At 73.2% G+C, this 26,165-nt stretch carries 7 protein-coding genes; all 7 read left to right on the top strand.

The annotated features are described in order from the left end of the window. The 7 genes from ORI60_RS01660 to ORI60_RS01630 are packed head-to-tail and all read left to right on the top strand — an operon-like array spanning position 1 to position 26,108. Positions 1-429 carry a cobalamin B12-binding domain-containing protein gene (locus ORI60_RS01660; protein WP_266033138.1) on the top strand — a complete coding sequence of 143 codons (429 nt, stop codon included), beginning with the start codon at positions 1-3 and terminating at the stop codon, positions 427-429. Further along, positions 426-1,634, top strand: coding sequence for a methylaspartate mutase (locus tag ORI60_RS01655; RefSeq protein ID WP_266033136.1), 1,209 nt, complete (start codon positions 426-428; stop codon positions 1,632-1,634). Before ORI60_RS01660 ends, ORI60_RS01655 begins: the two co-directional genes overlap by 4 nt. Positions 1,635-1,645: 11 nt before the next feature. Further along, the gene (locus tag ORI60_RS01650) at positions 1,646-1,855 is read left to right on the top strand and encodes an MbtH family protein (protein WP_266033133.1); all 210 of its coding nucleotides are present in this window, start codon (positions 1,646-1,648) and stop codon (positions 1,853-1,855) included. Between the two features lie 34 nt (positions 1,856-1,889). Next, a complete protein-coding gene (locus tag ORI60_RS01645) occupies positions 1,890-6,623 on the top strand; it encodes a non-ribosomal peptide synthetase (RefSeq protein WP_266033131.1) in 4,734 nt (1,577 codons plus the stop codon). Then, positions 6,620-18,835, top strand: coding sequence for a non-ribosomal peptide synthetase (locus tag ORI60_RS01640; RefSeq protein ID WP_266033129.1), 12,216 nt, complete (start codon positions 6,620-6,622; stop codon positions 18,833-18,835). The genes ORI60_RS01645 and ORI60_RS01640 overlap by 4 nt, the downstream gene beginning before the upstream one ends. Beyond that, positions 18,832-25,740: a non-ribosomal peptide synthetase gene (locus tag ORI60_RS01635; protein ID WP_266033127.1), complete on the top strand. Its 6,909-nt coding sequence runs from the start codon at positions 18,832-18,834 to the stop codon at positions 25,738-25,740. Before ORI60_RS01640 ends, ORI60_RS01635 begins: the two co-directional genes overlap by 4 nt. Beyond that, the gene (locus tag ORI60_RS01630; protein WP_266033124.1) at positions 25,737-26,108 is read left to right on the top strand and encodes a nuclear transport factor 2 family protein; all 372 of its coding nucleotides are present in this window, start codon (positions 25,737-25,739) and stop codon (positions 26,106-26,108) included. Before ORI60_RS01635 ends, ORI60_RS01630 begins: the two co-directional genes overlap by 4 nt. Positions 26,109-26,165: the final 57 nt, after the last annotated feature.

Below are 26,165 nucleotides of genomic sequence, written 5' to 3'. Positions count from 1 at the left end.
ATGAACAACCTGGTCCTGCTGTCCGGAACCGCCTCGGACTCGCACACCTGGAACCTCGTCTACCTCCAGCTGCTGCTGGAGGAGGCGGGCCACCGCGTGATCAACCTCGGCGCGTGCGTCCCGCCCGTGCTGCTCGCCGACGAGTGCGAGGCCGAACAGCCCGACCTCGTCGTCCTCAGCACGGTCAACGGCCACGGCTACCAGGACGGGCCGCGCGCACTCGCCGAGCTGCGCGGCAGGCCCGGCCTCGCGGCCGTCCCGGTCGTCATCGGCGGCAAGCTCGGCACCGGAGGCCCGGAGCCCGCGCAGGCGGATGCCCTGCGGGCAGCGGGTTTCGCCGAGGTCTTCGACGACGACACGGCCATCGCGCGGTTCCGGGAGTTCATCACCGCGCACGCGTTGTGCCGCACGGCGGGCACGGCGTCATGACCGGGTTCGCGGACGCGGTCGCGCGGGCCGCGGCCGCGGGCAGGCTGGTGGTGCAGCCCCGCATGGGCATGGCGTCCCCGCTGGAGATGCGGGCCGGGCTGCTGGCGGTGCGCGATGCCGACGCCAGCACGGTCGGCACCCTCACCGTCGACAGCTACACGAGGGTCGGCGACCACCGGGCGGCGCTGGCCGCGTTGCACGACGGCGCGCGGCTCAACGGCTACCCGATCGTCTCGCACCACCCGGAGACCACGCAGGCGGTGCTCGACGGGCTCACCGGGTTCCCCGTGCAGGTGCGGCACGGATCCGCCGACCCGCGCGCCATCTTCGGCGCGCTGGCGGCGGCGGGACTGGACGCGACCGAGGGCGGTCCGGTCTCGTACTGCCTGCCCTACAGCCGGAAACCGCTGCGCGACTCGGTCGAGCACTGGTCCGAGGCGTGCGAGAACTTCTCCGGCCACTTGGAGACGTTCGGCGGGTGCATGATGGGCCAGCTGTGCCCGCCGAGCCTGCTGGTCGCCCTCAGCGTCCTGGAAGCGGTGTTCTTCCGCTTCCACGGTGTCGAGAGCGTCTCGCTGAGCTACGCCCAGCAGACCAACGCGGACCAGGACGCCGAGGCGATCCGCGCGCTGCGCGTGCTCGCCGGCCGGTTCCTGTCCGATGTGGACTGGCACGTCGTGGTCTACGCCTACATGGGCGTTTTCCCGCGAACGCCCGCCGGCGCTCGGCTGCTGAACGACAACGCCGCCCGGCTGGCCGTCCGGGCAGGTGCCGAGCGGCTGATCGTCAAAACCGTGGCCGAGGCGCACCGCATCCCCACCGTCGACGAGAACGTCGCCGCGCTGGAGAGCGCCGCCGAGGCCGCCGCGCAGGCGGCGCCCGAGGAGTCCTTCGTGGACACCGGGGTGCTGGCCGAGGCGACGGCGCTCGTCGAAGCGGTGCTGGAACTGCCGGGTGATCCCGGCACGGCGCTGCTCGCCGCGTTCCGGCGCGGCCTGCTCGACGTGCCGTACTGCCTGCACCCCGACAACGCGGGCCACGCCCGCAGCCACATCGACGACACCGGCCGACTGCGGTGGTCGTCCGTCGGCGCCATGCCGATCCCGCGGTCCTCGGTGGACCGCTCCGGCCCGGCGCCGGACTCGGCGGGCCTGCTCGCCGCACTGCACCGCGTCGCGCACCTGCACGACGCCCGAACCCGCTGAGGAGACGAGTCATGACCACCAACCCGTTCGAGGACGCCGACGGCGAGTACCTGGTGCTGGTCAACGAGGAGAACCAGCACTCGCTGTGGCCGCAGCGCATCCCCGTGCCCGAGGGCTGGACCGAGACCTTCGGCCCCGACGGCCGCGACGCCTGCCTGGCGTACGTGGAGGAGCACTGGACGGACCTGCGGCCCGCCAGCCTCATCGCCTCGATGTCCTGACCTGATCCTTCCTACCCGCCCAGGGGGTGCCACCGTGCTCGACGATCTCCAGACCCTGCCGTCCGCGGTCGACCGGGCCGTGCGCTCGGCTCCGGACGCTCCCGCCGTCGAGTGCGACGGCGTGGTGCTCACCTATGCCGAGCTGGACGCTCGCGCCGGCCGCCTGGCCCGCGTCCTCGCGGAAAAGGGCGTCGGACCGGAGGACGTGGTGGCCGTCGCGGTGCCGCGTTCGGCCGAGCTGGTCGTCGCGTTGCTGGCGATCGTCCGGGCGGGAGCCGCGTACCTGCCGCTCGACCCCGACTACCCCGCCGAGCGGACCGCGCACGTGGTGGAGGTGGCGCGGCCGACGCTGACGCTCGGCCTCGCCGACGTGGCGGAGTGGTCGCGGGCCGGTGAGCAGCACGCAGCGGCACCGTTGCCCGACCATCCCGCCTACGTCATGTTCACCTCGGGGACCACCAACAAGCCCAAGGGCGTGGTGATCACCCACCGCGGCATCCTGCAGCGGATGGCCGACGTCCAGGCGCACTACGGCCTGGGGCGGGGCGACCGGGTGCTGCAGAAGACGCCGTCGGGGTTCGACCCGTCGGTCGTCGAGGTCTTCCTGACCCTGGCCGCCGGGGCGACGCTCGTCATGGCCCGCCCCGGCGGCCATCGGGACCCCGCCTACCTGGCGAGGACCGTGCGCGCCGAGCGGATCACGATGATCCGGTTCGTCGCGTCGATGATCCCGCTGTTCCTGGACGAGTACCTGCGGCACGGTGCGGACGGGCCGTTGCGGCTGGTGGCCTCGGAGGGCGAGGGGCTGCCGATCGCGGTCGCGGACAGGTTCCGCGAGAGCCTGGACGTGGTGCTGTACAACGAGTACGGACCGACCGAGGTGTCCGTCGGCGTCACGTGCCTGCCGTGCCGCGAGGTCGGGGGCAGCGGCCTCGTGCCGATCGGCCGTCCGACCCCCGGTGCGGGGATCCGGGTGCTGGACGCGGAGCTGCGACCGGTGCCGGCGGGCGAGGTCGGTGAGCTGTACCTGACCGGTGTCCAGCTCGCCCGCGGGTACCTCGGGCGGCCGGGGGAGACGGCGGTGCGGTTCGTCGCGGATCCCTTCGGGGCGCCGGGCGAGCGCATGTACCGCACCGGCGACCTGGGCCGGCTGCGACCCGACGGGGACCTCGACTTCGCCGGGCGGACCGACGACCAGGTGAAGATCCGCGGCTTCCGGATCGAACCCGCCGAGGTGGCGGGCGTGGTCGCCGCACACCCGCGGGTCGGGCAGGCGGCGGTGACCGTGCTGACGACACCGGCGGGCGAGAAGTCGCTGGTGGCGTACGCGGTGGCGGACGGCCAGGCTCCCACAGAGGCCGAGGTGCGCGAGCACTGCGCGTCGGTCCTCCCCGGCTACATGGTGCCCGCGGACGTGGTGTTCCTCGACGCCTTGCCGCTGACCCCCAACGGAAAGCTCGACCGGCGTGCTCTGCCGGTGCCGGTCAGGGAACGCGTGCCTTCGGGCGGACCGCCGCGCACTCCGGCGGAGGACGCGGTCTGCGCGTTGTTCGCCGAGGTCCTGGGCGTCTCGCCGATCGGTGTGGACGACGACTTCTTCGCGCTGGGCGGTCATTCGCTCGCGGCGGCGCGGCTGGTCGGCAGGCTGCGGACGGTCGCGGGGATCGAGGTGCCCGCGCCGGCGGTGTTCGAGTCGTCCACGCCCGCGCTGCTGGCCGCGGTGATGGCGACGGCCGGCACCGCCCGGTCCGGTCCGGTGCCGGTGGCGCACCCCGTGCGACCGCCGCTCTCCGCCGCCCAACGGCGGATGTGGTTCGTGCAGCAGTCGGAACGCGGGCCCGCCTACAACGTGCCGATGGCGATGCGCCTGCGCGGCCCGCTGGACGTGCCCGCGCTCACCGCCGCGCTGGCCGACGTCGTGGCACGGCACGAGCCGCTGCGCACGATCTTCCCGATGTTCGAAGACGAGCCGTACCAGCGGGTGCTCGACGCGCCGTCGCTGCAGCTGTCCTCAGTGGACGATCTGGTCTCGCGGCCTTTCGACCTGGAGGTGGAGATCCCGATCCGGGCGGGCCTGCTCGCCGAGGGGGAGGACGAGCACCTGCTGGTCCTGGTCGTGCACCACATCGCGGTGGACGGGTGGTCGATCACCCCGCTGTGGCGCGACCTGGCCCGGGCCTACGCCGCCCGGCTCGAAGGCCGCGCACCGGACTGGGCCCCGTTGCCGGTGCGGTACCTCGACTTCACGAGCTGGCACCGCGACCTGCTGGCCGAGGACGGCGACCTGCTGGCGTTCTGGACCGCGGAGCTCGCGGGCATGCCCGAGGAGATCGCACTGCCCGCGGACCGGTCGGTCCGCTCGGCCGGTGTCCGCGTGGCGGGCGAGGTCGGGGTCAGCCTCGACGCGGCGGTGCACGGCGCGCTGGTGGCGCTGGCCCGCGAGTCGAGGGCGACGTCGTTCATGGTGCTCCGCGCCGCGCTCGCCGGGCTGCTGTCGCGGCTCGGCGCGGGGGAGGACGTGCCGATCGGCGGGATCGTCGCCGGCCGCGAGGACGAGTCGCTGGCCGACCTGGTCGGGTGCTTCGTCAACACCGTCGTGCTGCGCACCGACCTGTCCGGGCAGCCCACGTTCCGCGAGCTCCTGGCCAGGGTGCGCGAACAGGACGGTGCCGTGCACCGGCACGGCGATCTGCCGTTCGACCGGCTGGTGGAGGCACTGCAACCGGCCCGCGCCCAAGGTCTGCACCCGTTGTGCCAGACGTTGCTGGTGCTCCAGCCGCCCGCGACCGCGCCGGACTTCCCTGGTCTGTCCTGCGCGGACGTGCCGCTCGAAGTGGGTGCCGCCAAGGCGGACCTGGTGTTCGACTTCGCCGAGGGCGACGGGCTGCACTGCACGCTCAAGTACGCCACGGACCTGTTCGACGCGGCCACGGCCCAGGCGCTGGCCGCCCGGCTGGTCCGCTTCCTGGAGGCCGTCGCGCAGGCACCGGACGTCCTCGTCGCGGACGTGGACCTCCTGCTGCCGGGTGAACGGGCGGTGGTCGCCGCGGCACCGAAGCGCGCCTCCGCCACCCTGCACGAGCTGATCTCGCGGATCGCGGCTCGGACGCCGCACGCCACGGCCCTGGTCTGTGACGGGTCCACAGTGGACTACGAAGGGCTGGACGGCCGGGCGAACCACCTGGCACACCGGCTCGTGGCCGAAGGCGTCTGCCGAGGCGACGTGGTCGGCGTGCGCCTGGAACGCGGCATCCCGCTCGTCGTCGCGATCCTGGCCGTGCTGAAGGCGGGAGCCGCCTACACGGTGCTCGACGTCGCCTTCCCCGCCGCCCGGCTGGAGGCAGTGACCGCGCTCGCGGGCGTTCGCACCGTCATCACGACCGTTCCGGACAGCACCGCGGTCACCCCGCCCGAAGTCGAGGTGACTCCGGCGGACTCGGCGTGCGTGATGTTCACCTCTGGCTCCACCGGCCGCCCCAAGGGCGTGCTGACGTCGCACGGCGCGCTCGCCGGCACCCTCACCGGCCAGGACTACGTCGAGTTCGGCGCGGACGAGGTGTGGTTGCAGTGCTCGCCGGTGTCGTGGGACGCGTTCGCGCTGGAACTGTTCGGCGCCTTGCTGTCCGGTGCGACGTGCGTGCTGCAGCCCGGCCAGTCGCCGGAGCCGGAACGGATCGCGGAGCTGATCGCCGCACACCGCATCACGACCGTGCACGTCTCCGCGAGCTTGTTGAACTACATGCTGGACGAGCACCCGGACGCGTTCAACGGCGTGCGGCAGCTGATGACCGGCGGCGAGGCGGCGTCACCGGCGCACGTGCGGACGGCGTTGCGACGCCACCCGGACCTCCGCCTGGTCAACGGCTACTCGCCGGTCGAGAACACGATCTTCACGCTCTGCCACCGCATCACCGTCGAGGACACCGAGCGGCGCAGCGTCCCGGTCGGCCGGGTGCTGGCCGGCAAGCAGGTGCACGTGCTCGACAGGTGGCTGCGCCCGGTGCCACCGGGAACGCCCGGTGAGCTGTACATGGCGGGCGACGGGCTGGCGCACGGCTACCTCGGGCAGGGCGCGGCGACGGCTCAGCGGTTCGTCGCGAACCCCTTCGGCGGTGGACGGATGTACCGCACGGGTGACCTGGCCCGTCAGGACGCGGACGGGATCGTCGAGTTCCTGGGACGTGCCGACGACCAGGTGAAGATCCGCGGCTTCCGGGTGGAGCCGGGCGAGGTGCGCGCGGTGCTGGCCGGGCACCCGGACGTGCGGCAGGTCGAGGTCGTGGTGCGGGAGGACCGGCCGGGCGACAAACGGCTCGTCGCGTACGTGGTCGGTGGCGCGCAAGGGTTGCGCGACCACGCCCGCGCACGGCTGCCCGAGCACCTGGTGCCGTCGGCGTTCGTGGTGCTGGACGCCCTGCCGCGCACCGACACCGGCAAGCTCGACAGGCGGGCGCTCCCGGCACCCGACGCGGTGGTCGTGGAGGGCCGTGCCCCGCGCACCGCGAACGAACGCGCGTTGTGCTCGTTGTTCGCCGAAGTCCTCGGTGTGCCGTCGGTGTCGATCGACGACGACTTCTTCCGGCTGGGCGGCCACTCGCTGCTGGTGATGCGGCTGCTCGGCCGCATCCGCCGGGAACTGCACGCCGAACTGTCCGTCGCCACCGTGTTCGACGGACCCACCGTGGCCGATCTGGCCGACCGACTCGTACTCGCGAAGAAGGCCAGACCCGCTCTGCGGGCGCGGGCCCGGCAAAAGGAGACGTTGTGAGCCCCCTGTCCTTCGCCCAGCGCCGGCTGTGGCTGCTGCACCGGCTCGACCCGGCAGGCGCGCTCTACAACGCCACCCACACCCTGCGGCTGCGCGGCCCGCTCGACGTGGACGCGCTGGAGTCCGCACTGGCCGACGTTGCCTTCCGGCACGAGACGTTGCGCACGGTGTTCCCGGACGTCGACGGTGAGCCGCACCAGCTGGTGCTGGACACCGTTCCGGTGCTCCGCAAGGAGTCCGGTGAGTCCGGCCTGTGGGACGCGATGACCGAGGCGTCCGGGTACGACTTCGACCTGGCGGCCGAACACCCGTGGCGGCCCACGCTGTTCCGGGTGTCCGAACAGGACCACGTGCTGCTGTTCGTGATGCACCACATCGCCACGGACGGCTGGTCCTGGGGTCCGCTCACCCGTGATCTCGCCACCGCCTACGCCGCGCGGCTGGTGGGAGATGCGCCGGACTGGGAGCCGTTGCCCGTCCAGTACGCCGACTACACGGTGTGGCAGCAGGAGGTGCTGGGGTCGGCCGACGACCCGGACAGCGAGATGGCCGGTCAGCTGGCGTACTGGCGCGACGCCCTCGCCGGACTGCCCGAGCAGGTCGTCCTGCCCACCGACCACCCCCGTCCCGCCGCGGCGACCCATCGTGGCGCGGCGGTCGAGATCTCGGTCGGCTCCGCGGTGCACCGCCGGCTCTCGGACCTGGCCGCGGAGACCGGCTCGACGCTGTTCATGGTGCTGCAGGCCGGTTTGACGGCGTTGCTGTCCCGCCTGGGCGCCGGCACGGACGTCCCGGTGGGCACGGCGGTGGCCGGCCGGACCGACGAGGCGCTGGACGACCTGGTCGGGTTCTTCGTGAACACCCTCGTGCTGCGCACGGACCTGAGCGGCGACCCGACGCTGCGCGAGCTGCTCGGCCGGATCCGCACGGCCGACCTCGCCGCCTACGCGCACCAGGATCTGCCGTTCGAGCGGCTGGTGGAGGAGCTCAACCCGGAACGCTCGCGGTCGCGGCACCCGCTGTTCCAGACGATGCTGGTGCTGCAGAACGCCCCGGAGGACGCGCCGGAGTTCGCCGGCCTGACCGTCGAGACCGGTTCGGTCGAGCTGCACCCGGCGAAGTTCGACCTCACCGTCGACCTCGCCGAGACCGCGGACGGCGTGCGCGGCTGGCTCACCTACGCGCTCGACCTGTGGGACGAACCCTCGGCGACCCTGCTCGCCCGTCGCTTCACGGCGTTGCTGGACGCGTGGTCGTCGCAGCCGGACGTGCCGCTGTCGCGCGTCTGCACGCTCCTCGCCGAGGAACGGGACGCGCTGGCGCGGTGGAACGACACCGGCGTCGCCTACCCGCACGACCGCACGCTGGTGGAGCTGTTCGAGGAGCGGGTCGACGGGGCTCCGGACTCCGCGGCGCTGGTGTTCGACGGCGTGGAGGTGTCTGCCGCGGAACTGGACGCGCGGGCGAACCAGGTCGCGCACCGGCTGATCGCCCGCGGTGTCGCGCGTGGTGACCTCGTGGGTGTGCTGGTGCGGCGTTCACCGGACTTCGTCGCCGCGATCCTGGGTGTGCTGAAGGCGGGCGCGGCGTACGTGCCGCTCGACCCCGGGCATCCGGACGACCGGATCGCGTCCGTGGCGGGCCAGGCGCGGCTGGACCTGGTGGTGACCGACGATTCGGACCGCCTGGCGCGAGTGACCCGACCGGCCGGTGTCGCGGTGCCGTCCGGTCCGGGGGAGGAGCCCACGACCAGGCCGTCCGTGGCGATCACGGCGGACGACGTGGCGTGCGTGCTGTTCACGTCCGGCTCCTCGGGCGTGCCCAAGGGTGCGATGTCCTCCCACCGGGCCACGGTCAGGACCTTCTTCGGTCAGTCCTATGTGGACTTCGGCGGCTCCTGGCTGCAGTCCGCCCCGGTCTCCTGGGACGGGTTGACCCTGGAGATGTGGCCGCCCCTGCTGCACGGCGGCACCTGCGTGCTCGCCCCCGGCCAGGTCCCCGACCCCGCGGTGATCGCCCGGCTGGTGGCCCGGCACCGGATCACCACGCTGTGGATGTCGGCCGGGCTGTTCGCGGCGGTGCTGGACACCCACCCGGAGGTCTTCGGCGTCGTCCGGCAGGTGATGACCGGCGGTGAGAGCCCTTCGGCCGCACACCTCGACCGCGTCGTGCGGGAGTTTCCGGACGTGCGGCTGGTGCACGGGTACGGACCGGTGGAGAGCATGGTCTTCGCCACCACGCACCAGATCACCGAGGTCGACGGGCCGGTGCCGGTCGGCGCGCCGATCGCGAACACCACCGTGCACCTGCTCGACGGCGACCTCAACCCGGTGCCGCCGGGCGTCGCGGCGGAGATCTACCTCGCGGGCGACGGGCTCGCGCACGGCTACCTGAACCGGGCCGCCACGACCGCCGAGAGGTTCGTGGCGTGCGCGAACGGCCGGAGGATGTACCGCACGGGCGACGTCGGCCGGTGGAGGCCGGACGGGACGGTCGAGTTCCTCGGCCGCGCCGACGACCAGGTCAAGATCCGCGGCTACCGGGTCGAGCCCGGTGAGGTCGAGGCCGCGCTGCTGAGCCGGCCCGGCGTCGAGCGCGCGGCGGTCGAGGTGCGCGCGGACGGCAGCACCGGCAAACGGCTGGTCGCCTACGTAGTCGGGAACGCCGAAGGCCTCCTGGAGCACCTGGCGGAACGCCTGCCCGACTACATGGTGCCCTCGGCCGTCGTGGTGCTCGACGCGTTCCCGTTGACCCCGAACGGAAAGCTCGACCGGCGTGCGTTGCCGGAGCCCGAGCGCGCCCAGACCGGCGGACGGGCGCCGCGGACCGCGCGGCAGGAGGTCCTCTGCGGGATCTTCGCGGACCTCCTCGGCGCGGACCGGGTCTCGCTGGACGACGACTTCTTCGCGCTGGGCGGGCATTCGCTGCTCGCCGCACGGCTCGTCGCCAAGGCGCGCACCGCGTTCGGCGTCGAGATGGCGTTGCGGGACGTGTTCGACCGGCCGACGCCGGCGGCGCTGGACGCGCTGCTCGACTCGCTCGAGCACGCACGCCAGGCCTTGGCACCGAGGCCACGCCCGGAACGGATGCCGCTGTCCCACGCGCAACGCAGGCTGTGGCTCCTCGAAGACGTGCACGGTCCGAGCGCCGCCTACAACGTCCCGATCGCCCTGCGCCTCACCGGATCGCTCGACCGGGACGCGCTGCGCCTCGCCCTGGTGGACCTCGTCGCCCGCCACGAGCCGTTGCGCACGGTATTCCCCGTGCAGGCCGGCGAGCCGCACCAGGTCGTGCTGCCCGCGGAGGTCGACCTGGTCCCGCTGGACCCGGCGGCACTGGAGGAGAGCGCGACCCGGCCGTTCGACGTGCGGACCGAACCGCCGTTGCGGGTCTACCTCGCCGCAGAGGCGCCTGACCGGCACGTGTTGATGCTGGTCCTGCACCACATCGCCGCCGACGGCTGGTCGGTCGCGCCACTGCTGCGCGACCTGTCCACCGCTTACGCGGCACGTCTCGACAACAGCGCGCCGCAGTGGAAAGCCCTGCCCGTCGAGTACGCCGACCACGTGCTGTGGCAGCACGAGCAGGACTTCAGCGAGCAGCTGGGCCACTGGCGCACGGCGCTGGCCGGGCTCCCGGACGAGGCGAGCCCGCCCGCGGACCACCTGCGGCCCGCCTCTCCCAGCCACCGCGGCGGCCTGGTGACGGCGCACGTGCACGCCGACGTGGCCGGGCTCGCGCGGTCCGGTCAGGCGACCCGGGCGATGGTCGTGCAGGCCGCGTTCGCCGCGCTGCTGTCCCGCCTCGGCGCGGGCACGGACGTCCCGGTGGGCGTGCCGGTCGCCGGACGGGGCGACGAGGCGCTGGACGACCTGGTCGGGCTCTTCGTCAACACGGTGGTGCTGCGCAACGACGTCTCGGGCGACCCGACGTTCCGCGAGCTCCTCGACCGGGTGCGGGAGACAGGCTTGGCGGGCTACGCGAACGCCGACGTGCCGTTCGACCGCGTCGTCGAGGAACTGAACCCCACGCGCACCCTGGCCAGGCACCCGCTTTTCCAGGTGATGGTCGTGCTGCAGAACAACGCCGAGGCCGGCGCCGAGTTCCCCGGTTGCGAGGCCGAGCTCGTCGAGGTCGACCGGCACACGGCCAAGTTCGACCTCACGCTGACCCTGCACGAGACCGGCGACGGCCTGACCTGCCACCTGGAGTACGCGACCGACCTGTTCGAGGACCGCACCGCCACCGCGATCCTCGACCGCTACGTGCGGTTCCTCACCGCCGTCGCGGAGAACCCCGGCCTGCGACTGTCCGAAGTGGACCTTCTGACCCCGGCGGAACGGCACACCATCGCGGTGGAGTGGAACGACACCGGCGTCGTCGAGTCCGGCGATTGCCTGCACGAGATCTTCGCGCGCCACGCGCTGCGGACACCGGACGCCACCGCGTTGATCCACGAGAACGGGCGCACCACCTACGCCGAACTGGACGCGCACGCGAACCGGATCGCGCGGCACGTCGACGCCGACGCGGGCACGCTCGTCGCGATCTGCCTGCCCAGGGGACCGGAACTGGTCGCGGCCGTGCTCGCGGTGCTCAAACTCGGTGCCGCCTACCTGCTGCTCGACCCCGACCACCCGGCGGAACGGCTGGCCGCGCTCGTGCGGCAGGCGGACCCCGCGCTGACGGTGGTGGACGGCCCGGTACCCCTGCCCGGCCGGCTGGTCGACCTCCGCGGCGCCGCCGGACTGAGCGCCGAGCCGCTGCACCGCGACGTGCGGCCGGACGCCGCCATGTGCGTGATGTTCACGTCCGGCTCGACCGGCAGGCCCAAGGGCGTGCTGACCTCGCACCGCGCGATCGTCGCCACCCTCACCGGCCAGGACTACGTCGCGTTCGGCGCGGACGAGGTGTGGCTGCAGTGCGCACCGGTCTCGTGGGACGCGTTCGCGCTCGAACTGTTCGGCGCCCTGCTCTCCGGCGCCGCGTGCGTGCTGCAACCGGGCCAGTCGCCCGAACCGGCGCGGATCGTCGAGCTGATCGCGGCTCACGGCATCACGACCGTGCACCTGTCCGCGAGCCTGCTCAACTTCGTGCTGGACGAGTACCCGGCCGCGCTCCACGGCGTCCGCCAGGTGATGACCGGCGGTGAGGCCGCGTCGAAGGCGCACGTGCGGACGTTGCTGGAACGCCACCCGGACGTCCGGCTGGTCAACGGCTACTCGCCGCTCGAGAACACCATCTTCACCCTGTGCCACCGGATCCTGCCGCCCGACTTCGAGCGCCGCAGCATCCCGGTCGGCCGCCCGCTCGCGGGCAAGCAGGTCTACGTGCTGGACGAGCACCTGCGTCTGGTCCCGCCGGGCACACCCGGTGAGCTCTACATGGCGGGCACCGGCCTGGCGCACGGCTACCTCGGCCAGGGCGCCGCGACCGCCGAGCGCTTCGTCGCCTGCCCGTTCGGCGGCCGCATGTACCGCACGGGTGACCTGGTGCGGCAGGGCGTGGACGGCACGGTCGAGTTCCTGGGCCGCGCGGACGACCAGGTGAAGATCCGCGGGTTCCGGGTGGAACCGGCCGAGGTCGCGGCCGTGCTGAACGCCTGCGAGGACGTCCGGCAGGCGGAGGTCGTGGTGCTCGACGGGCCGCGCCTGGTGGCCTACGTCGTGGGAGCGGCCGATCCCGTCGCACTGCGCGAGTTCGCCGCGGCCAGACTGCCCGACCACCTGGTGCCGTCGGCCTTCGTGCTGCTCGACGAGCTGCCCCGCACCGCCAACGGCAAGCTCGACCGCGCCGCCCTGCCCGTTCCCTACGTCACCGCGTCCACCGGGGACGCCGCCCGCACGCCGCGCCAGCAGATCCTCTGCGGCATCTTCGCCGGCCTGCTGGACCTGCCCGAGGTGTCGCTGGACGACGACTTCTTCGCACTGGGCGGGCATTCGCTGCTGGCCGCCCGTCTGGTCAGCAGGGTGCGCACGGTGCTGGGCGTGGAGCTCGCGCTGCGCGAGGTCTTCCGCACGCCGACCGTGCGCGGTCTGGACGCCCGCGCCGACTCCCTCGCCGCGGCCAGGCCCTCCGTGCGCGCCGCCGACCGTCCCGACCGGCTCCCGCTGTCTGCCGCCCAGCGCCGGCTCTGGTTCCTGAACCGCATGCAGGGGCCGGGAACGACCTACCACGTGCCGATCGTGCGCCGGCTGCGCGGACCGCTCGACACCGTCGCACTGCACGCCGCGTTCGGTGACGTCCTCGCCCGCCACGAGGTGCTGCGCACGGTGTTCCCCGACCGCGACGGCGTGCCCGAGCAGGTCGTCCTGCCCCACGCCGAGTGCGCACTGGAGATCACCGGGTGCGACGAGAGCGAACTGGACGCGCTGCTGGCCGCCGAGGCGGCGAGGCCGTTCGACCTCGCGACCGAACTTCCCCTGCGAACCGCGCTGTTCCGGCTGTCCGAAGAGGACAACGTCCTGCTGGTGGTGATGCACCACATCGTGACCGACGGCTGGTCGTGGGGACCGCTGCTGCGTGACCTCGGCGTCGCCTACGACGCCCGCCGCGCCGGTGCCGAGCCGGACCTGCCGCCGTTGGAGGTCCAGTACGCCGACTACGCGCTGTGGCAGCAGGGACTCGACACCGATGCTCAGGCCGGGCACTGGCGGACGGCACTCGCCGGGCTGCCGGAGGAGATCGCGCTGCCGACCGACCGGCCACGCCCGGAGACCCCGAGCCACCGCGGCGAGCAGCTGGCCGTGTCGCTCGACGCCGAGGCACACCGCCGGTTGCTGGCGATCGCCCGCGAGTGCGACGCGACGCTGTTCATGGTCGTGCAGGCCGCGCTGGCGCTGATGCTGTCGAGGCTCGGCGCGGGCACGGACGTCCCGCTGGGCACTGCGGTGGCCGGTCGCACCGACGAGGCGCTGGACGACCTGGTCGGGTTCTTCGTGAACACCCTGGTGCTGCGCACGGACCTCGCCGGCGACCCCACCTTCCGCGAACTGGTCGGCCGGGTCCGGGAGACGGACCTGGCGGCGTACGCGAACCAGGACCTGCCGTTCGAGAAGGTCGTCGAGGAGCTCAACCCGGTCCGTTCGCCCGCACGGCACCCGCTGTTCCAGGTGTTCGTGACGGTCCAGGCCGCCACCCCCGCCGCCGATCTGTCCGGAGTGGACGGTGAGCCGGTGGAGATCGCGGTGACGGCGGCCAAGTTCGACCTCGCGCTGATGTTGGCCGAGACCGCGGACGAGCACGGCCCGGCGGGGATCACCGGCACGCTGGAGTACGCGGCGGACCTCTTCGAACCCGCGACGGCCCGTGCGCTGATCACGCGATTCGAACGTGTCGCGACCGGGATCGACCCGGACGCGCGGGTGTCGAGCGTGGACGTGTTGTCCGCCGAGGAGCACGAACTTCTCGCCGAGTGGAACGACACCTCCGCCGACTACCCGCGCGACCGGTCGCTCGTGGACCTCTTCGAGGAACAGGCGCAACGCCGCCCGGACGCGGTGGCGCTGGTCTTCGGCGACGAACGCCTGACCTTCGCCGAGGTGGACGCGTGGGCCAACCAGGTGGCGCACAAGGTGCTCGAACACGGAGTGGGCCGGGGAGACCTGGTCGGTGTGCTGGTCGAGCGCTCGCCGGCGTTCGTCGTGGCGCTGCTGGGCGTGCTGAAGACCGGGGCGGCCTACGTGCCGCTCGACCCGACGCACCCGGTGGCGCGCATCGTGGACGAGGCACGGCTCGACCTGGTGGTCAGCCACCCGTCCGTCGCGGGCCTGCTGCCGCAGCACCTGGACGTCGTGCGGGTGGACGACGTGCGGGGCGAGTCCCCGACGAGGCCGGGCTTCCCGGTCGGCGGCGGTGACGTGGCGTGCGTGATGTTCACGTCCGGCTCGTCGGGTGTGCCGAAGGGCGTCGTCACGACGCACCGGGCCGCCGTGCGGATGTTCTTCGGCCAGCGGTTCGCCGGCACGGGCGGAGTCTGGCTGCAGGCGGCGCCCGTGGCGTGGGACGCGGCGGCGCTGGAACTGTGGCAGCCCTTGCTGCACGGCACCACCTGCGTGCTCGCGCCGGGCCAGGTGCCCGACCCGGCGCTGATCGCCGAGCAGGTCGCACGGCACGGCGTCGACCGGCTGTGGCTGTCCGCGGGCCTGTTCGCCGCGCTGGTGGACACCCACCCCGAGGTGTTCGGGCAGGTCGGCGAGGTCGTCACGGGTGGCGATGCCGCGTCGCCCGCCCACATCGCCCGCGTGCTGCGCGAGTACCCGGACGTCCGGCTGGTGAACGGGTACGGGCCGGTGGAGAGCATGGTCTTCGCGACCACGCACCAGATCACCGAGGCCGGCGGACCGGTGCCGATCGGGGCGCCCATCGCCCACACCACCGTGCACCTGCTGGACGGTGACCTCAACCCGGTGCCACCCGGCGTTCCCGGCGAGATCTACGTCGGCGGCGACGGACTCGCGCTCGGGTACCTGAACAGGCCGGGCGCGACCGCCGAACGGTTCGTCGCGTGTGCGGGCGGCCGCCTGTACCGGACGGGTGACCTCGGCCGGTGGCGCGCGGACGGCGTGATCGAGTTCCTCGGCCGCGCGGACCACCAGGTGAAGATCCGGGGCTTCCGGGTCGAGCCGGGGGAGATCGAGGCGGCGCTGACCCGCCACGAGCGCATCGCCCACGCGGTCGTGGTCGTGCGGGAGGAACCGGCGACCGGCAAGCGCCTGGTCGGGTACGTCGTGCCGGCGGCCGGGTGCCAGGTCACCGCCGAGGAGGTCCGCGAGCACGTCGGCGCGCTGCTCCCGGCGTTCATGGTGCCCGCGGCGGTGGTCGTGCTGGACGCGCTTCCGCTGACGCAGAACGGCAAGGTCGATCGCCGGGCGTTGCCCGCTCCGGCCGTGCGGGTCGGCGACGACGCCCCGCGCACCGCCCGCCAGGAAGTGCTGTGCGGCCTCTTCGCGGACCTGCTGGGCACGCCGAAGGTCGGTCTGCGCGACGACTTCTTCGCCCTCGGCGGGCACTCGCTGCTCGCCGCCCGGCTGGTGGCCAGGATCCGTGCCGCGTTCGACACCGAGATCGGGTTGCGCGAGGTGTTCGACGCGCCGACCGTGGCCGCGCTGGAGGCACGTCTGGACTCCGGCCGGCCCGCCGGGGAACGGGTGGTGCCGGTCGAACGACCGGAGCTCGTGCCGCTTTCCTCGGCGCAGCAAAGGTTGTGGACGGTCGAACAGGTCCAGCAACCCGGCGCCGCCTACCACGTCCCGATCGCTCTGCGGCTGACCGGCGACCTCGACGTGACGGCACTGCGCGCGGCGCTGGAGGACGTCGTGCACCGGCACGAGGCGTTGCGGACGGTGTTCCGCCAGCGCGACGGCGAGGTCTACCAGGAGGTCCTGCCGGCGGCTGTCGACTTCGCCGAGTCGCACGGCACCGTCGAGGAGGAGTCCCGCAGGCCGTTCGACCTCACCGCGAGCCCGCTGCGGGTGCGGCTTTTCCGCACCGGCGAACGTGACCACGTGCTGCTGGTCGTGGTGCACCACATCGCGGCCGACGGGTGGTCGATGCGGCCGCTGCTGACCGGCCTCGCCGACGCCTACACCGCCCGCGTCGACGGCAAAGCTCCACAGTGGACTCCGTTGCCGGTCCAGTACGCGGACTACACCCTGTGGCAGCAACGGCTCCCGATCGACGACCAGCTCGCGCACTGGCGGCAGGCTCTCGCCGCGCTGCCGGAGGAGGCGACGCTGCCGGCCGACCGGCCACGTCCGGCCCGGCCCGCCCACCAGGGCGACGTCGTGCCGTTCAGCATCGGCGCGGACGTGCACCAGAGCCTCACGGCGCTGGCACGGGCCGCTGGTGCCACGCCGTTCATGGTGCTGCGCGCCGCGTTCGCCGCACTGCTGTCCCGGCTGGGAGCGGGTGCGGACGTCCCGCTCGGCACCCCGGTCGCGGGACGGGCCGACGAGGCGCTGGACGACCTGGTCGGGTTCTTCGTCAACACGCTCGTGCTGCGGACCGACCTGTCCGGCGACCCGACGTTCCTGGAACTGCTCGACCGGGTCCGCGAGCACGACCTCGCCGCCTACGACCACCAGGACCTGCCGTTCGAACGGCTGGTGGAGGAGCTGAACCCGGCCCGCACCACGGCCAGGCACCCGCTGTTCCAGGTGATGGTCGTGCTGCAGAACAACGCCGAGGGCGAGCTGGCGCTGCCGGGCCTCGAGGTGGAGACGCTGCCCGCGGCGACCGGGGCGGCGAAGTTCGACCTCACCCTCGGCCTGCGGGAGGCGTTCGCGCAGGACGGGACACCGGCCGGGCTGACCGGTGAGCTGGAGTACGCGACCGAGCTCTACGACCGCGAGACGGCCGAGGCCGTGGTGACCAGGCTGGCGCGGTTGCTCGAGGCGGTCGCCGAGAACCCCGGCACACCGCTGTCCACAGTGGACCTCCTGGACGCGGAGGAGCTGCACGTCGTCACGGGGGAGTGGAACTCCTCCGGCGACAGCCCGCACCGCGACGCCACCCTGCCGGACCTGATGACCGGACGGCCCGGCGCCGTGGCGGTGATCGACGACCGCGAGGCCGTCACCTACGCCGAACTGCACTCCCGTGCGAACCGGCTCGCCCGGAGGCTGGCGGCACAGGGCGCCGAGGCCGGGGACACGGTCGCGGTGTGCCTGCCGCGCGGTGTGGACCTCGCCGTCGCGATCCTGGCCGTGCTGAAGGCGGGCGCGGCGTACGTCCTGCTCGACCCCGACCACCCGGCCGACCGCCGGCAGGCGCTGCTCGACCAGGCCGGACCGGTGTTCGTGCTGGAGGACGCCGACGGCGGCCACCACCCGGCGGACGACTTCACCCGCGTGATCACCGCGGACAGCCCGGCGTGCGTCATGTTCACCTCGGGCTCCACGGGACGTCCCAAGGGCGTCGTCGTGTCGCACCGGGCGCTCGTCACCACGCTGACCGGCCAGGACTACGTCGGTTTCGCCGAGGACGCGGTCTGGCTGCAGTGCTCGCCGGTGTCCTGGGACGCCTTCGCGCTGGAGCTGTTCGGTCCGCTGCTCTCCGGCGCCACCTGCGTGCTGCAACCCGGCCAGACCCCGGAGCCGGCGCAGATCAAGCGCCTGGTCGAAACGCACGGCGTCACCGCGCTGCACGTCTCGGCCAGCCTGCTGAACTTCCTGGTCGACGAGATGCCCGAGGTGTTCGACGGCGTCCGCGAGGTGATGACCGGCGGCGAACCCGCCTCGATCCCGCACCTGCGCACGCTGCTCGACCGGCACCCGTTCCTGCGGGTCGTGAACGGCTACTCGCCGCTGGAGAACACCATCTTCACCCTCTGCCACGCGGTCGAGCCGCGGGACCTGGAACGGATCAGCGTGCCGGTCGGCCGCCCGGTGACGGGCAAGCGGGTGTTCGTGCTCGACCAGTGGCTGCGGCCGGTGCCGCCGGGCACGCCCGGAGAGCTGTACATGGCCGGTGACGGCCTCGCGCACGGGTACCTGGGCCAGACCCCCGCCACCGCGCAGCGGTTCGTCGCCAACCCGTACGGCGCGCCCGGCGAGCGCATGTACCGCACCGGCGACCTGGTGCGCCAGGACCGCGAGGGCGTGGTGCACTTCCTCGGCCGCGCCGACGACCAGGTCAAGATCCGCGGCTTCCGGGTGGAGCCCGGCGAGGTGCGCGCGGTGCTCGCCCGGCATCCCGGTGTGCGGCAGGCCGAGGTCGTCGTCCGCGAGGACAGCCCCGGAGACAAGCGGCTCGTCGCGTACGTCGTCGGCCGTGCCGAAGGCGTGCGGGAGTTCGCCGCGAAGCACCTGCCCGACTACCTCGTGCCGGCCGCGGTCGTCGCGCTGGAGTCGTTGCCGCGCACGCCCAACGGGAAGCTCGACCGCGCCGCACTGCCCGTTCCGGACGTGCGGCGGGTCGCCGGTCGTGCGCCGCAGAGCCCGCACGAGGAACTGCTGTGCGGCCTGTTCGCCGAGCTGCTGAACGCGCCCGAGGTGACCGTCGACGACGACTTCTTCGTGCTGGGCGGCCATTCGATCCTGGTGATGCGCCTGGTCAGCCGGGTGCGGTCGGTCTTCGGCGCGGAACTGGGCGTGCGGACCGTGTTCGAGAACCCGACGGTCGCGGGCCTGGCGGCCCACCTTCCGGCGGCCGCCCGTCCCGCCCCGAGGCCCGTGCTGCGGGCTCGGCCGAGGTCCAAGGAGACGTTGTGATCCCCCTGTCGTTCGCCCAGCAACGGCTGTGGTTCCTCGATCGGCACGAGGGAACCGGCGCCGCCTACAACATCCCGCTCGCGCTCCGGCTGCGCGGAACGCTGGACAGAGAAGCACTTGAGCTCGCGCTCACCGACGTCGTCGCACGGCACGAGGCGTTGCGCACCACGTTCCCCAGCCGTGACGGCGAGCCGTACCAGGAGATCCTGGACGACGCGAAGGTCGTGCTCGCCGTGCTCGAACCGGGCGATCCGGCCGTCGTGCTGGGCCGCGCGGCGCGGGAGGCGTTCGACCTCGCCGCCGACCCGCCGTTCCGGGCGCACCTGCTCGAGCAGGGGCCGGAAGAGCACGTGCTGCTGCTGGTGATGCACCACATCGTCAGCGACGGCTGGTCGCTCGGGCCGTTGCTGCGCGACCTCACCACCGCCTACACCGCACGGCTGGCGGGCGAAGCGCCGGACTGGGAGCCGCTGCCCGTCCAGTACGCCGACTACACGCTGTGGCAGCAGGACGTCCTCGGCGCGGCCGACGACCCGGGCAGCGTGCTCGGCACCCAGCTGGCGCACTGGCGGGCGAAGCTGGCCGGCCTGCCCGAGGAGATCCCGCTGCCGGTCGACCGTCCGCGCGACGGCGACACCGGTACCGCGGGCTCCGCCGTGACCGCGCTGCTCGACGCCCGCACCACGCGCGGACTCGCCGTGCTGGCCGAGGAGTCCGGCGCGACGCTGTTCATGGTCGCCCAGGCCGCGTTCGCCGCGTTGCTGACCCGCAGCGGCGCCGGCGAGGACGTCCCGATCGGCACGGTCGTGACCGGACGCGGCGAGGAGGCGCTGGAGGACCTGGTCGGGTTCTTCGTCAACACGCTGGTGCTGCGGGTGGACGTGTCCGGCGACCCGTCGTTCCGCGAACTGCTGGCCAGGGTGCGCGAGGAGTCGCTGGACGCCTACGGCAACCAGGACGTGCCGTTCGACCGGCTCGTGGAGGAGCTGAACCCGGTGCGGGCACCGGGCAGGCACCCGCTGTTCCAGGTCATGGTGCTCGCCGACACCGGCGACGACTCGAACGGACTCGACCTGCCCGGCCTCACCGCCACCGCCGAGCCGATCGGGGCGGGCGCGGCGAAGTTCGACCTCACCCTGTCGCTGCGCGAGAGACGGGACGGGGTGGAGTGCTCGCTGGAGTACCTCACCGGGCTCTTCGACGACGCGACCGCCGAAATGCTGCTGGAGCGGCTGGTCCGGCTGCTGGACCAGGCCGCGGCGGACCCGGACCGTCCGTTGTGGAACCTGGACGTGCTGTCCGCGGAGGAACGCGCCGCGGTGCTCGCCACCACCGAGCCGCCCGTGCCCGCCGCCACGGTGCACGAGCTGTTCGCACGCCAGGCCGCTCGCACCCCGCAGGCAGTCGCGCTCGTGTCGGGTGACACCGAGGTCACCTACGCGCGGCTGGACGCCGATTCCGGCAATCTCGCAGGTTTCCTGGTCTCGCAGGGGATCCGGCGAGGAGACGTCGTGGGTGTCCACATCGGACGTGGCGTGGAGATGGCGACCGCGTTGCTGGCCGTCCTCAAGGCGGGTGCGGCCTACTGCGTGCTCGACGTCGACTTCCCGCCCGCGCGGCTGGCGTCGATGGTCGCGTCCCTGCCGGTGCGGCTCGTCCTGACCGACCGCCCGTTCGACGTGGACGTGCCGGTGGTCGCGCTCGACTACGTCCGGCCGATGCCCTTCACCGCACCGGAAACCGGTCCCGACGACCTGGCGTGCGTCATGTTCACCTCGGGCTCCACCGGTGCCGCGAAAGCGGCCGGCACCCCGCACCGCGCGCTGACCGGCACGCTCGCCGGCCAGCGGTACGCGGGGTTCGGTCCCGGCGAGGTGTGGCTGCAGTGCGCCTCCGTGTCGTGGGACGCCTTCGCCACCCAGCTGTTCGGCCCGCTGCTGGCCGGCGGCACGTCGGTGCTGTACCCCGGTCAACGGCCGGAGCCCGCCGTGATCGCGCGGCTCGTGGTGCACCACGGCGTGACGGTGCTGGACGCGTCCGCCAGTCTCTTCAACCACCTCTGGGACACCAGCCCGGAGATCTTCACCGGACTCCGCTGGGCGCTGACCGGTGGTGAGGCGGCCTCGGCCGGGCACGTGCGCGCCGTGCTGGCCGCCGTACCGGGCATCGGCGTGGTCAACGGCTACGGGCCCGTCGAAAGCATGGGATTCACCACCTCGTTCACCGTGCCGCACGGCTGGGACGGCACGACGGTGCCGATCGGGTTCCCGTTGCAGGGCAAGAGCGCGGTCGTGCTCGACCACCGGCTGGCGCCCGTGCCGACCGGTGCGGTGGGGGAGTTGTACGTCGGCGGGGAGGGCCTCGCGCACGGCTACCTAGGCAGGCCGGGCCTGACCGCCGAACGGTTCGTCGCCTCGCCGTTCACCGCCGGGGCGCGGCTGTACCGGACCGGTGACCTGGTCCGCCGGCGCGCCGACGGCACGCTGACCTACCTGGGCCGCGCCGACGACCAGGTGAAGATCCGCGGGTTCCGCGTCGAACCCGCGGAGATCGAGGCGGTGCTGACCGCACATCCGGACGTGACGGCCACGGCCGTCGTGGCACGCGAGGACGGCCCCGGCGGCAAACGGCTCGTCGCCTACGTCGTCGGCGCCGCCGACCCGAAGCGCCTCCGGGAACACCTGGTGGAGCGGCTGCCCGAGCACATGGTGCCCGCCGCCTTCGTCGCGCTCGACGAGTTCCCCCTGACACCGAACGGAAAGCTGGACCGCCGCGCGTTGCCCGCGCCGTCGTACGCCGTCGGCGGCGGCCAGCCGCGCACGCCCCGGCAGGAGATCCTGTGCGGGCTGTTCGCCAAGGTGCTGGGGCTCGAGGCGGTCGGCCTCGACGACGGGTTCTTCGACCTGGGCGGGCACTCGCTGCTCGCGGCGCGGCTGCTCGCCTCCCTCCGCACGGTGTTCGGCGTCGAGCTGGGCATCCGCGTGCTGTTCCGCGACCCCACGCCACGCGGTCTCGACGGTCATCTGGACACCACGGCGCCGATGCGCATCGCGCCCCGCCCGGACCACCGGCCGGACCGGGTGCCGCTGTCGTCCGCCCAGCTGGGTGTGCGGCTCGCGATGGAGGTCGCCGACCACGCCTACACCGCGCCGCACGCGTTGCGGCTGCACGGTGATCTGGACCTGACGGCGCTGCGGACGGCGTTGCTCGACGTCGTCGAACGGCACGAGGCCCTGCGCACCGTGTTCCCCGAGGACGCCGCCGGATGGCACCAGGTCGTGCTGCCGGCGGACGAGCTCGTGTTCGAGGTCTCCGACTGCGCCGAAGCCGACCTGGAACGCACCTTGGCCGCGCTGGTGGCACGTCCGTTCGACCTCGCCGCCGACATCCCGCTGCGGGTGCACGTGCTGCGCGTCGGCCAGCGTGACCACGTGGTGTTGCTGGCGCTGCACCACATCGCCACGGACGGCTGGTCGACCGGCGTGCTGCTGCGCGACCTCGCCGACGCCTATCGCTCCCGCTGCGAGGGCATCGCGCCCGGCTGGCGGCCGCTGCCGATCCAGTACGCCGACCACAGCCTGCGGCAACAGGAACTGCTGGGCTCGTCCGACGACCCCGTCGCGTTCTGGGCGGAGACGTTGAACGGGATCCCCGACGAGCTGCGGCTGCCGGTCGACCGGCCACGTCCGGTGGTGTCCAGCAACATCGGCGACGAGGTCCGCGCTCACATCGACGCCGACACGCACGGCGCGCTGGTCGCGTTGGCACGGGCCAACCACGCGACGGTGTTCATGGCGCTGCACGCGGCCGTGGCGACACTGCTGACCAAGCTCGGCGCGGGCACCGACGTCGTGATCGGCACCGTGGTCGCCGGGCGCGGCCCGGAGGACCTCGACGACCTCGTCGGCCTGTTCGTCAACACGCTCGCGCTGCGGGTGGACCTGTCCGGAGACCCGGACTTCACCACGGTCCTGGGGCGCGTCCGCGAGGCCGACCTCGCCGCCTACTCACACCAGGACGTGCCGTTCGACCGCGTCGTGGAGCGGATCAACCCGGAGCGTTCCAGCACCAGGCACCCGCTGTTCCAGGTGTCGCTGGCCCTGCAGGACGGGGTGGACGGCGTCGAGGACGACGCGCTGGGCCTGCCCGGCCTGGAGGTGCGGACCCTCCGCACCACGACCGGCGGGGCGAAGCTCGACCTGTCGCTGGGCTTCGGGCAGAGCGCCGACGGGCTGGAGGTGTGCCTGGAGTACGCCGTCGACCTGTGGGACCGCGCCACCGCCGAGAGCCTGCTGGGCCGGCTGGTCCGTCTCGTCGGGACGCTCGTCGCCGACCCCTCCGCCCCGCTGAGCCGGATCGACGTGCTGACCGCGAACGAGCGCGAAGCCGTTCTGCGGCAATGGAACGACACGTCCATCGCCCACGACATCGACAGGCCCGTGCACGCGCTGATCGCCGAGGTCGCCGCGCGCACGCCGGACGCACCCGCGGTGGTCGCGCACGACGGCACGCTCACCTACCGCGAACTGGACGAACGGGCCAACCGGCTGGCGCACCACCTGATCGCACTCGGCGCGGGCCGCGGCACCGTCGTCGGGGTCTGCACGGACCGGGACACCAGCAGCGTCGTCGCGTTGCTGGCCGTGCTCAGGACCGGCGCGGCCTACCTGCCGGTCGATCCCACCTACCCGCCGGAGCGGCTGGTCTACATGCTGGCCGACGCGGACGCGCCGGTCGTGGTGACCCAGCACGCGCTGGCGCACCTGGTCGCGTCCAGCGACGCGGCGAAGGTGCTGCTGGACGGGGAGGTCCCGGACCACCCGGCCACCGCGCCGGAGGTCGGGGGAGACCCGCGCGACGCCGCGTACGTCATCTACACCTCCGGCTCCACCGGCCGTCCCAAGGGCGTCGTGGTCGAACACCGCGCTCTCGCCAACCAGACGGCCTGGCTGGTGACCGCGCTCGGGCTCGTGCCGTCCGACCGGTCGAGCCACCTGTCCGCTCAGGGCTTCGACGCGGCGGTCGCGGAGATCTGGCCGACGCTCGTGTCCGGCGCGGCCCTGCACCTGCCGGCGCGGCAGGTGCTGGAGGACACCGAGGCGCTGGCCGAGTGGATCGCGGAGAGCGCGATCACGGTGTCGTCACTGGCCACCCCGCGGCTGGAGGCCATGCTCGACGAGCCGGCACTCGCCGCGTCCTCGGTGCGCGTCATGCACACCGGCGGCGACGTGCTGCGCCGCCGTCCGCCCGCCGGCATGCCGTTCGAGCTGTACAACACCTACGGCCCAACGGAATGCACGGTGAACTCGACGTGCGGCCTGGTGCCGCCGGGCGCGGACGCGGACCTGCCGCCGATCGGCACGCCGATCGACAACTACGTCGCCCTCGTGCTGGACGAGCACCTGCGGCCCGTGCCGCCCGGCGTGGTCGGCGAGCTGTACGTGGCGGGCGCCGGTCTCGCACGCGGTTACCTGGGCGCTCCCGGCCTGACCGCGACCCGGTTCGTGGCCTCGCCGACCGGCGGGCGCATGTACCGGACCGGCGACCTGGTGCGCTGGCTGCCCGACGGGCGGCTCGCGTTCCACGGCCGCGCCGACCAGCAGGTGCAGATCCGCGGCCTGCGCATCGAGACCGGCGAGGTCGAGGCGGCGCTGTGCGCCCTGCCGGAGGTCGCCCAGGCGGCCGTGATCGTGCGCGACGACAGGCTGGTCGCGTACCTCGTCGCGCCGGACGGGATCGACCCGGCGGCGGTGCGGCGCTCGCTCGGCGAGTTCCTGCCCCGCTACATGGTGCCCGAGGCGTTCGTCGTGCTGCCCGCGTTGCCGTTGACGCCCAACGAGAAGCTCGACCGGCGAGCCCTGCCCGCACCGGAGGTGGTGACCGCGCAGGCGCGTCCACCGGCGACGGCACTGGAAGCGACGCTCTGCGCGTTGTTCGCCGAGGTGCTCGGCCGGGTGTCGGTCGGGCCGGACGACGGCTTCTTCGACCTCGGCGGCCACTCGCTGCTGGCGGCCAAGCTCGTCTCCCGGATCCGGGCGGAACTGGGCGTGCGCCCTGAGCTGCGCCTGCTGTTCGACGCCCCGACCCCGGCCACCCTGGCCGAACGGCTCGGCACGTCGGCGGCCGGCGACCCGCTGGACGTGCTGATCCCGTTGCGCGCCGGCGGGGACCTCGCACCGCTGTTCTGCGTCCACCCCGGCGCCGGCATCGGCTGGGAGTACTTCGGCCTGCTGCCGCACCTCGACCCGCGCCGCCCGGTGTACGCCCTGCAGGCGCGCGGCCTGACCGACCCGTCCTCGATGCCCGCGACCCTCGCGGAGATGGCCGCCGACTACCTCGACCTGGTCCGCACCGTCCAGCCGGACGGCCCGTACCACCTGCTCGGCTGGTCGTTCGGCGCGGTCGTCGTGCACGAGATGGCGACACTCCTGCCACCGTCCGACATCGGCCTGCTGGCCCTGCTGGACGGCTACCCCGAGGCCGAGGAGCACCCGCCGGTGTCACCGGACGACCCGGACCTGCTCACCCCGCTGCTGCTGTCCCTCGGCTACGAGCTCGACCGGCCCGTCCGCGACCGCGCCGAGTTCGACGAGGCCATCCGCGACCAGGCAGGCCCCCTCGCGGGCTTCGGCGGGGCAGCGCTGCCCGAGGTGTTCGCGGCGAACGTCAACCTCCACAACCGCCACAAGCCGTCACTCCTGGCCGCGGACGCGCACGTGTTCGAGGCCACGCAAGGCAAATCCCCGTCCGACCCCACCCCGGCCTCGTGGCTGCCGCACTTCACCGGCCGCGTCGAGGTCCACCGCGTGCACAGCACCCACGGCGGCCTGACCGCCCCGGCACCACTGGCGTCCATCGGCGCCGTCCTGTCCACCCACCTCTCCAGCGAGGAGCCCCGCTCATGACCGCCACCCTGAACACCACCCACGTCACCTCCGTCCACCGCTACTACGAGCTCGTCGACGCGGGCGACGTCACGGGCCTGGTCAACATGTTCAGCCCAGACGCCACCTACCGCCGCCCCGGCTACGCCCCGATGGTCGGCCACCAGGAGATGACCGCGTTCTACGGCGGCGCCCGCGTGATCCGCGAAGGCCGCCACACCGTCGACAAGGTGGTGGAGGGCGAGGACGAGGTCGCGGTCTACGGGACGTTCGCCGGCGTCCTGCACGACGGCAGCGCCGTGAACCTGCGGTTCTCCGACTTCTTCGAGTTCACCGAGGATGGCCACTTCGCCCGCCGGGACACGTTCTTCTTCGCCCCGCTGGTGTGAGGTCTCCGGCCCGCCGACGAACTCCGTCGGCGGGCCGACGTCGGACTGCGGGCGGTC

Source organism: Lentzea sp. NEAU-D7, from assembly GCF_026242055.1.
GTDB lineage: Bacteria > Actinomycetota > Actinomycetes > Mycobacteriales > Pseudonocardiaceae > Lentzea.
This window is presented reverse-complemented; position numbering and strand designations above follow the sequence as displayed.

Coding starts and splice junctions, on each gene's coding strand:
- ORI60_RS01660 (WP_266033138.1), top strand. CDS start 1: ATGAACAACCTGGTCCTGCTGTCCGGAACCGCCTCGGACTCGCACACC.
- ORI60_RS01655 (WP_266033136.1), top strand. CDS start 426: ATGACCGGGTTCGCGGACGCGGTCGCGCGGGCCGCGGCCGCGGGCAGG.
- ORI60_RS01650 (WP_266033133.1), top strand. CDS start 1,646: ATGACCACCAACCCGTTCGAGGACGCCGACGGCGAGTACCTGGTGCTG.
- ORI60_RS01630 (WP_266033124.1), top strand. CDS start 25,737: ATGACCGCCACCCTGAACACCACCCACGTCACCTCCGTCCACCGCTAC.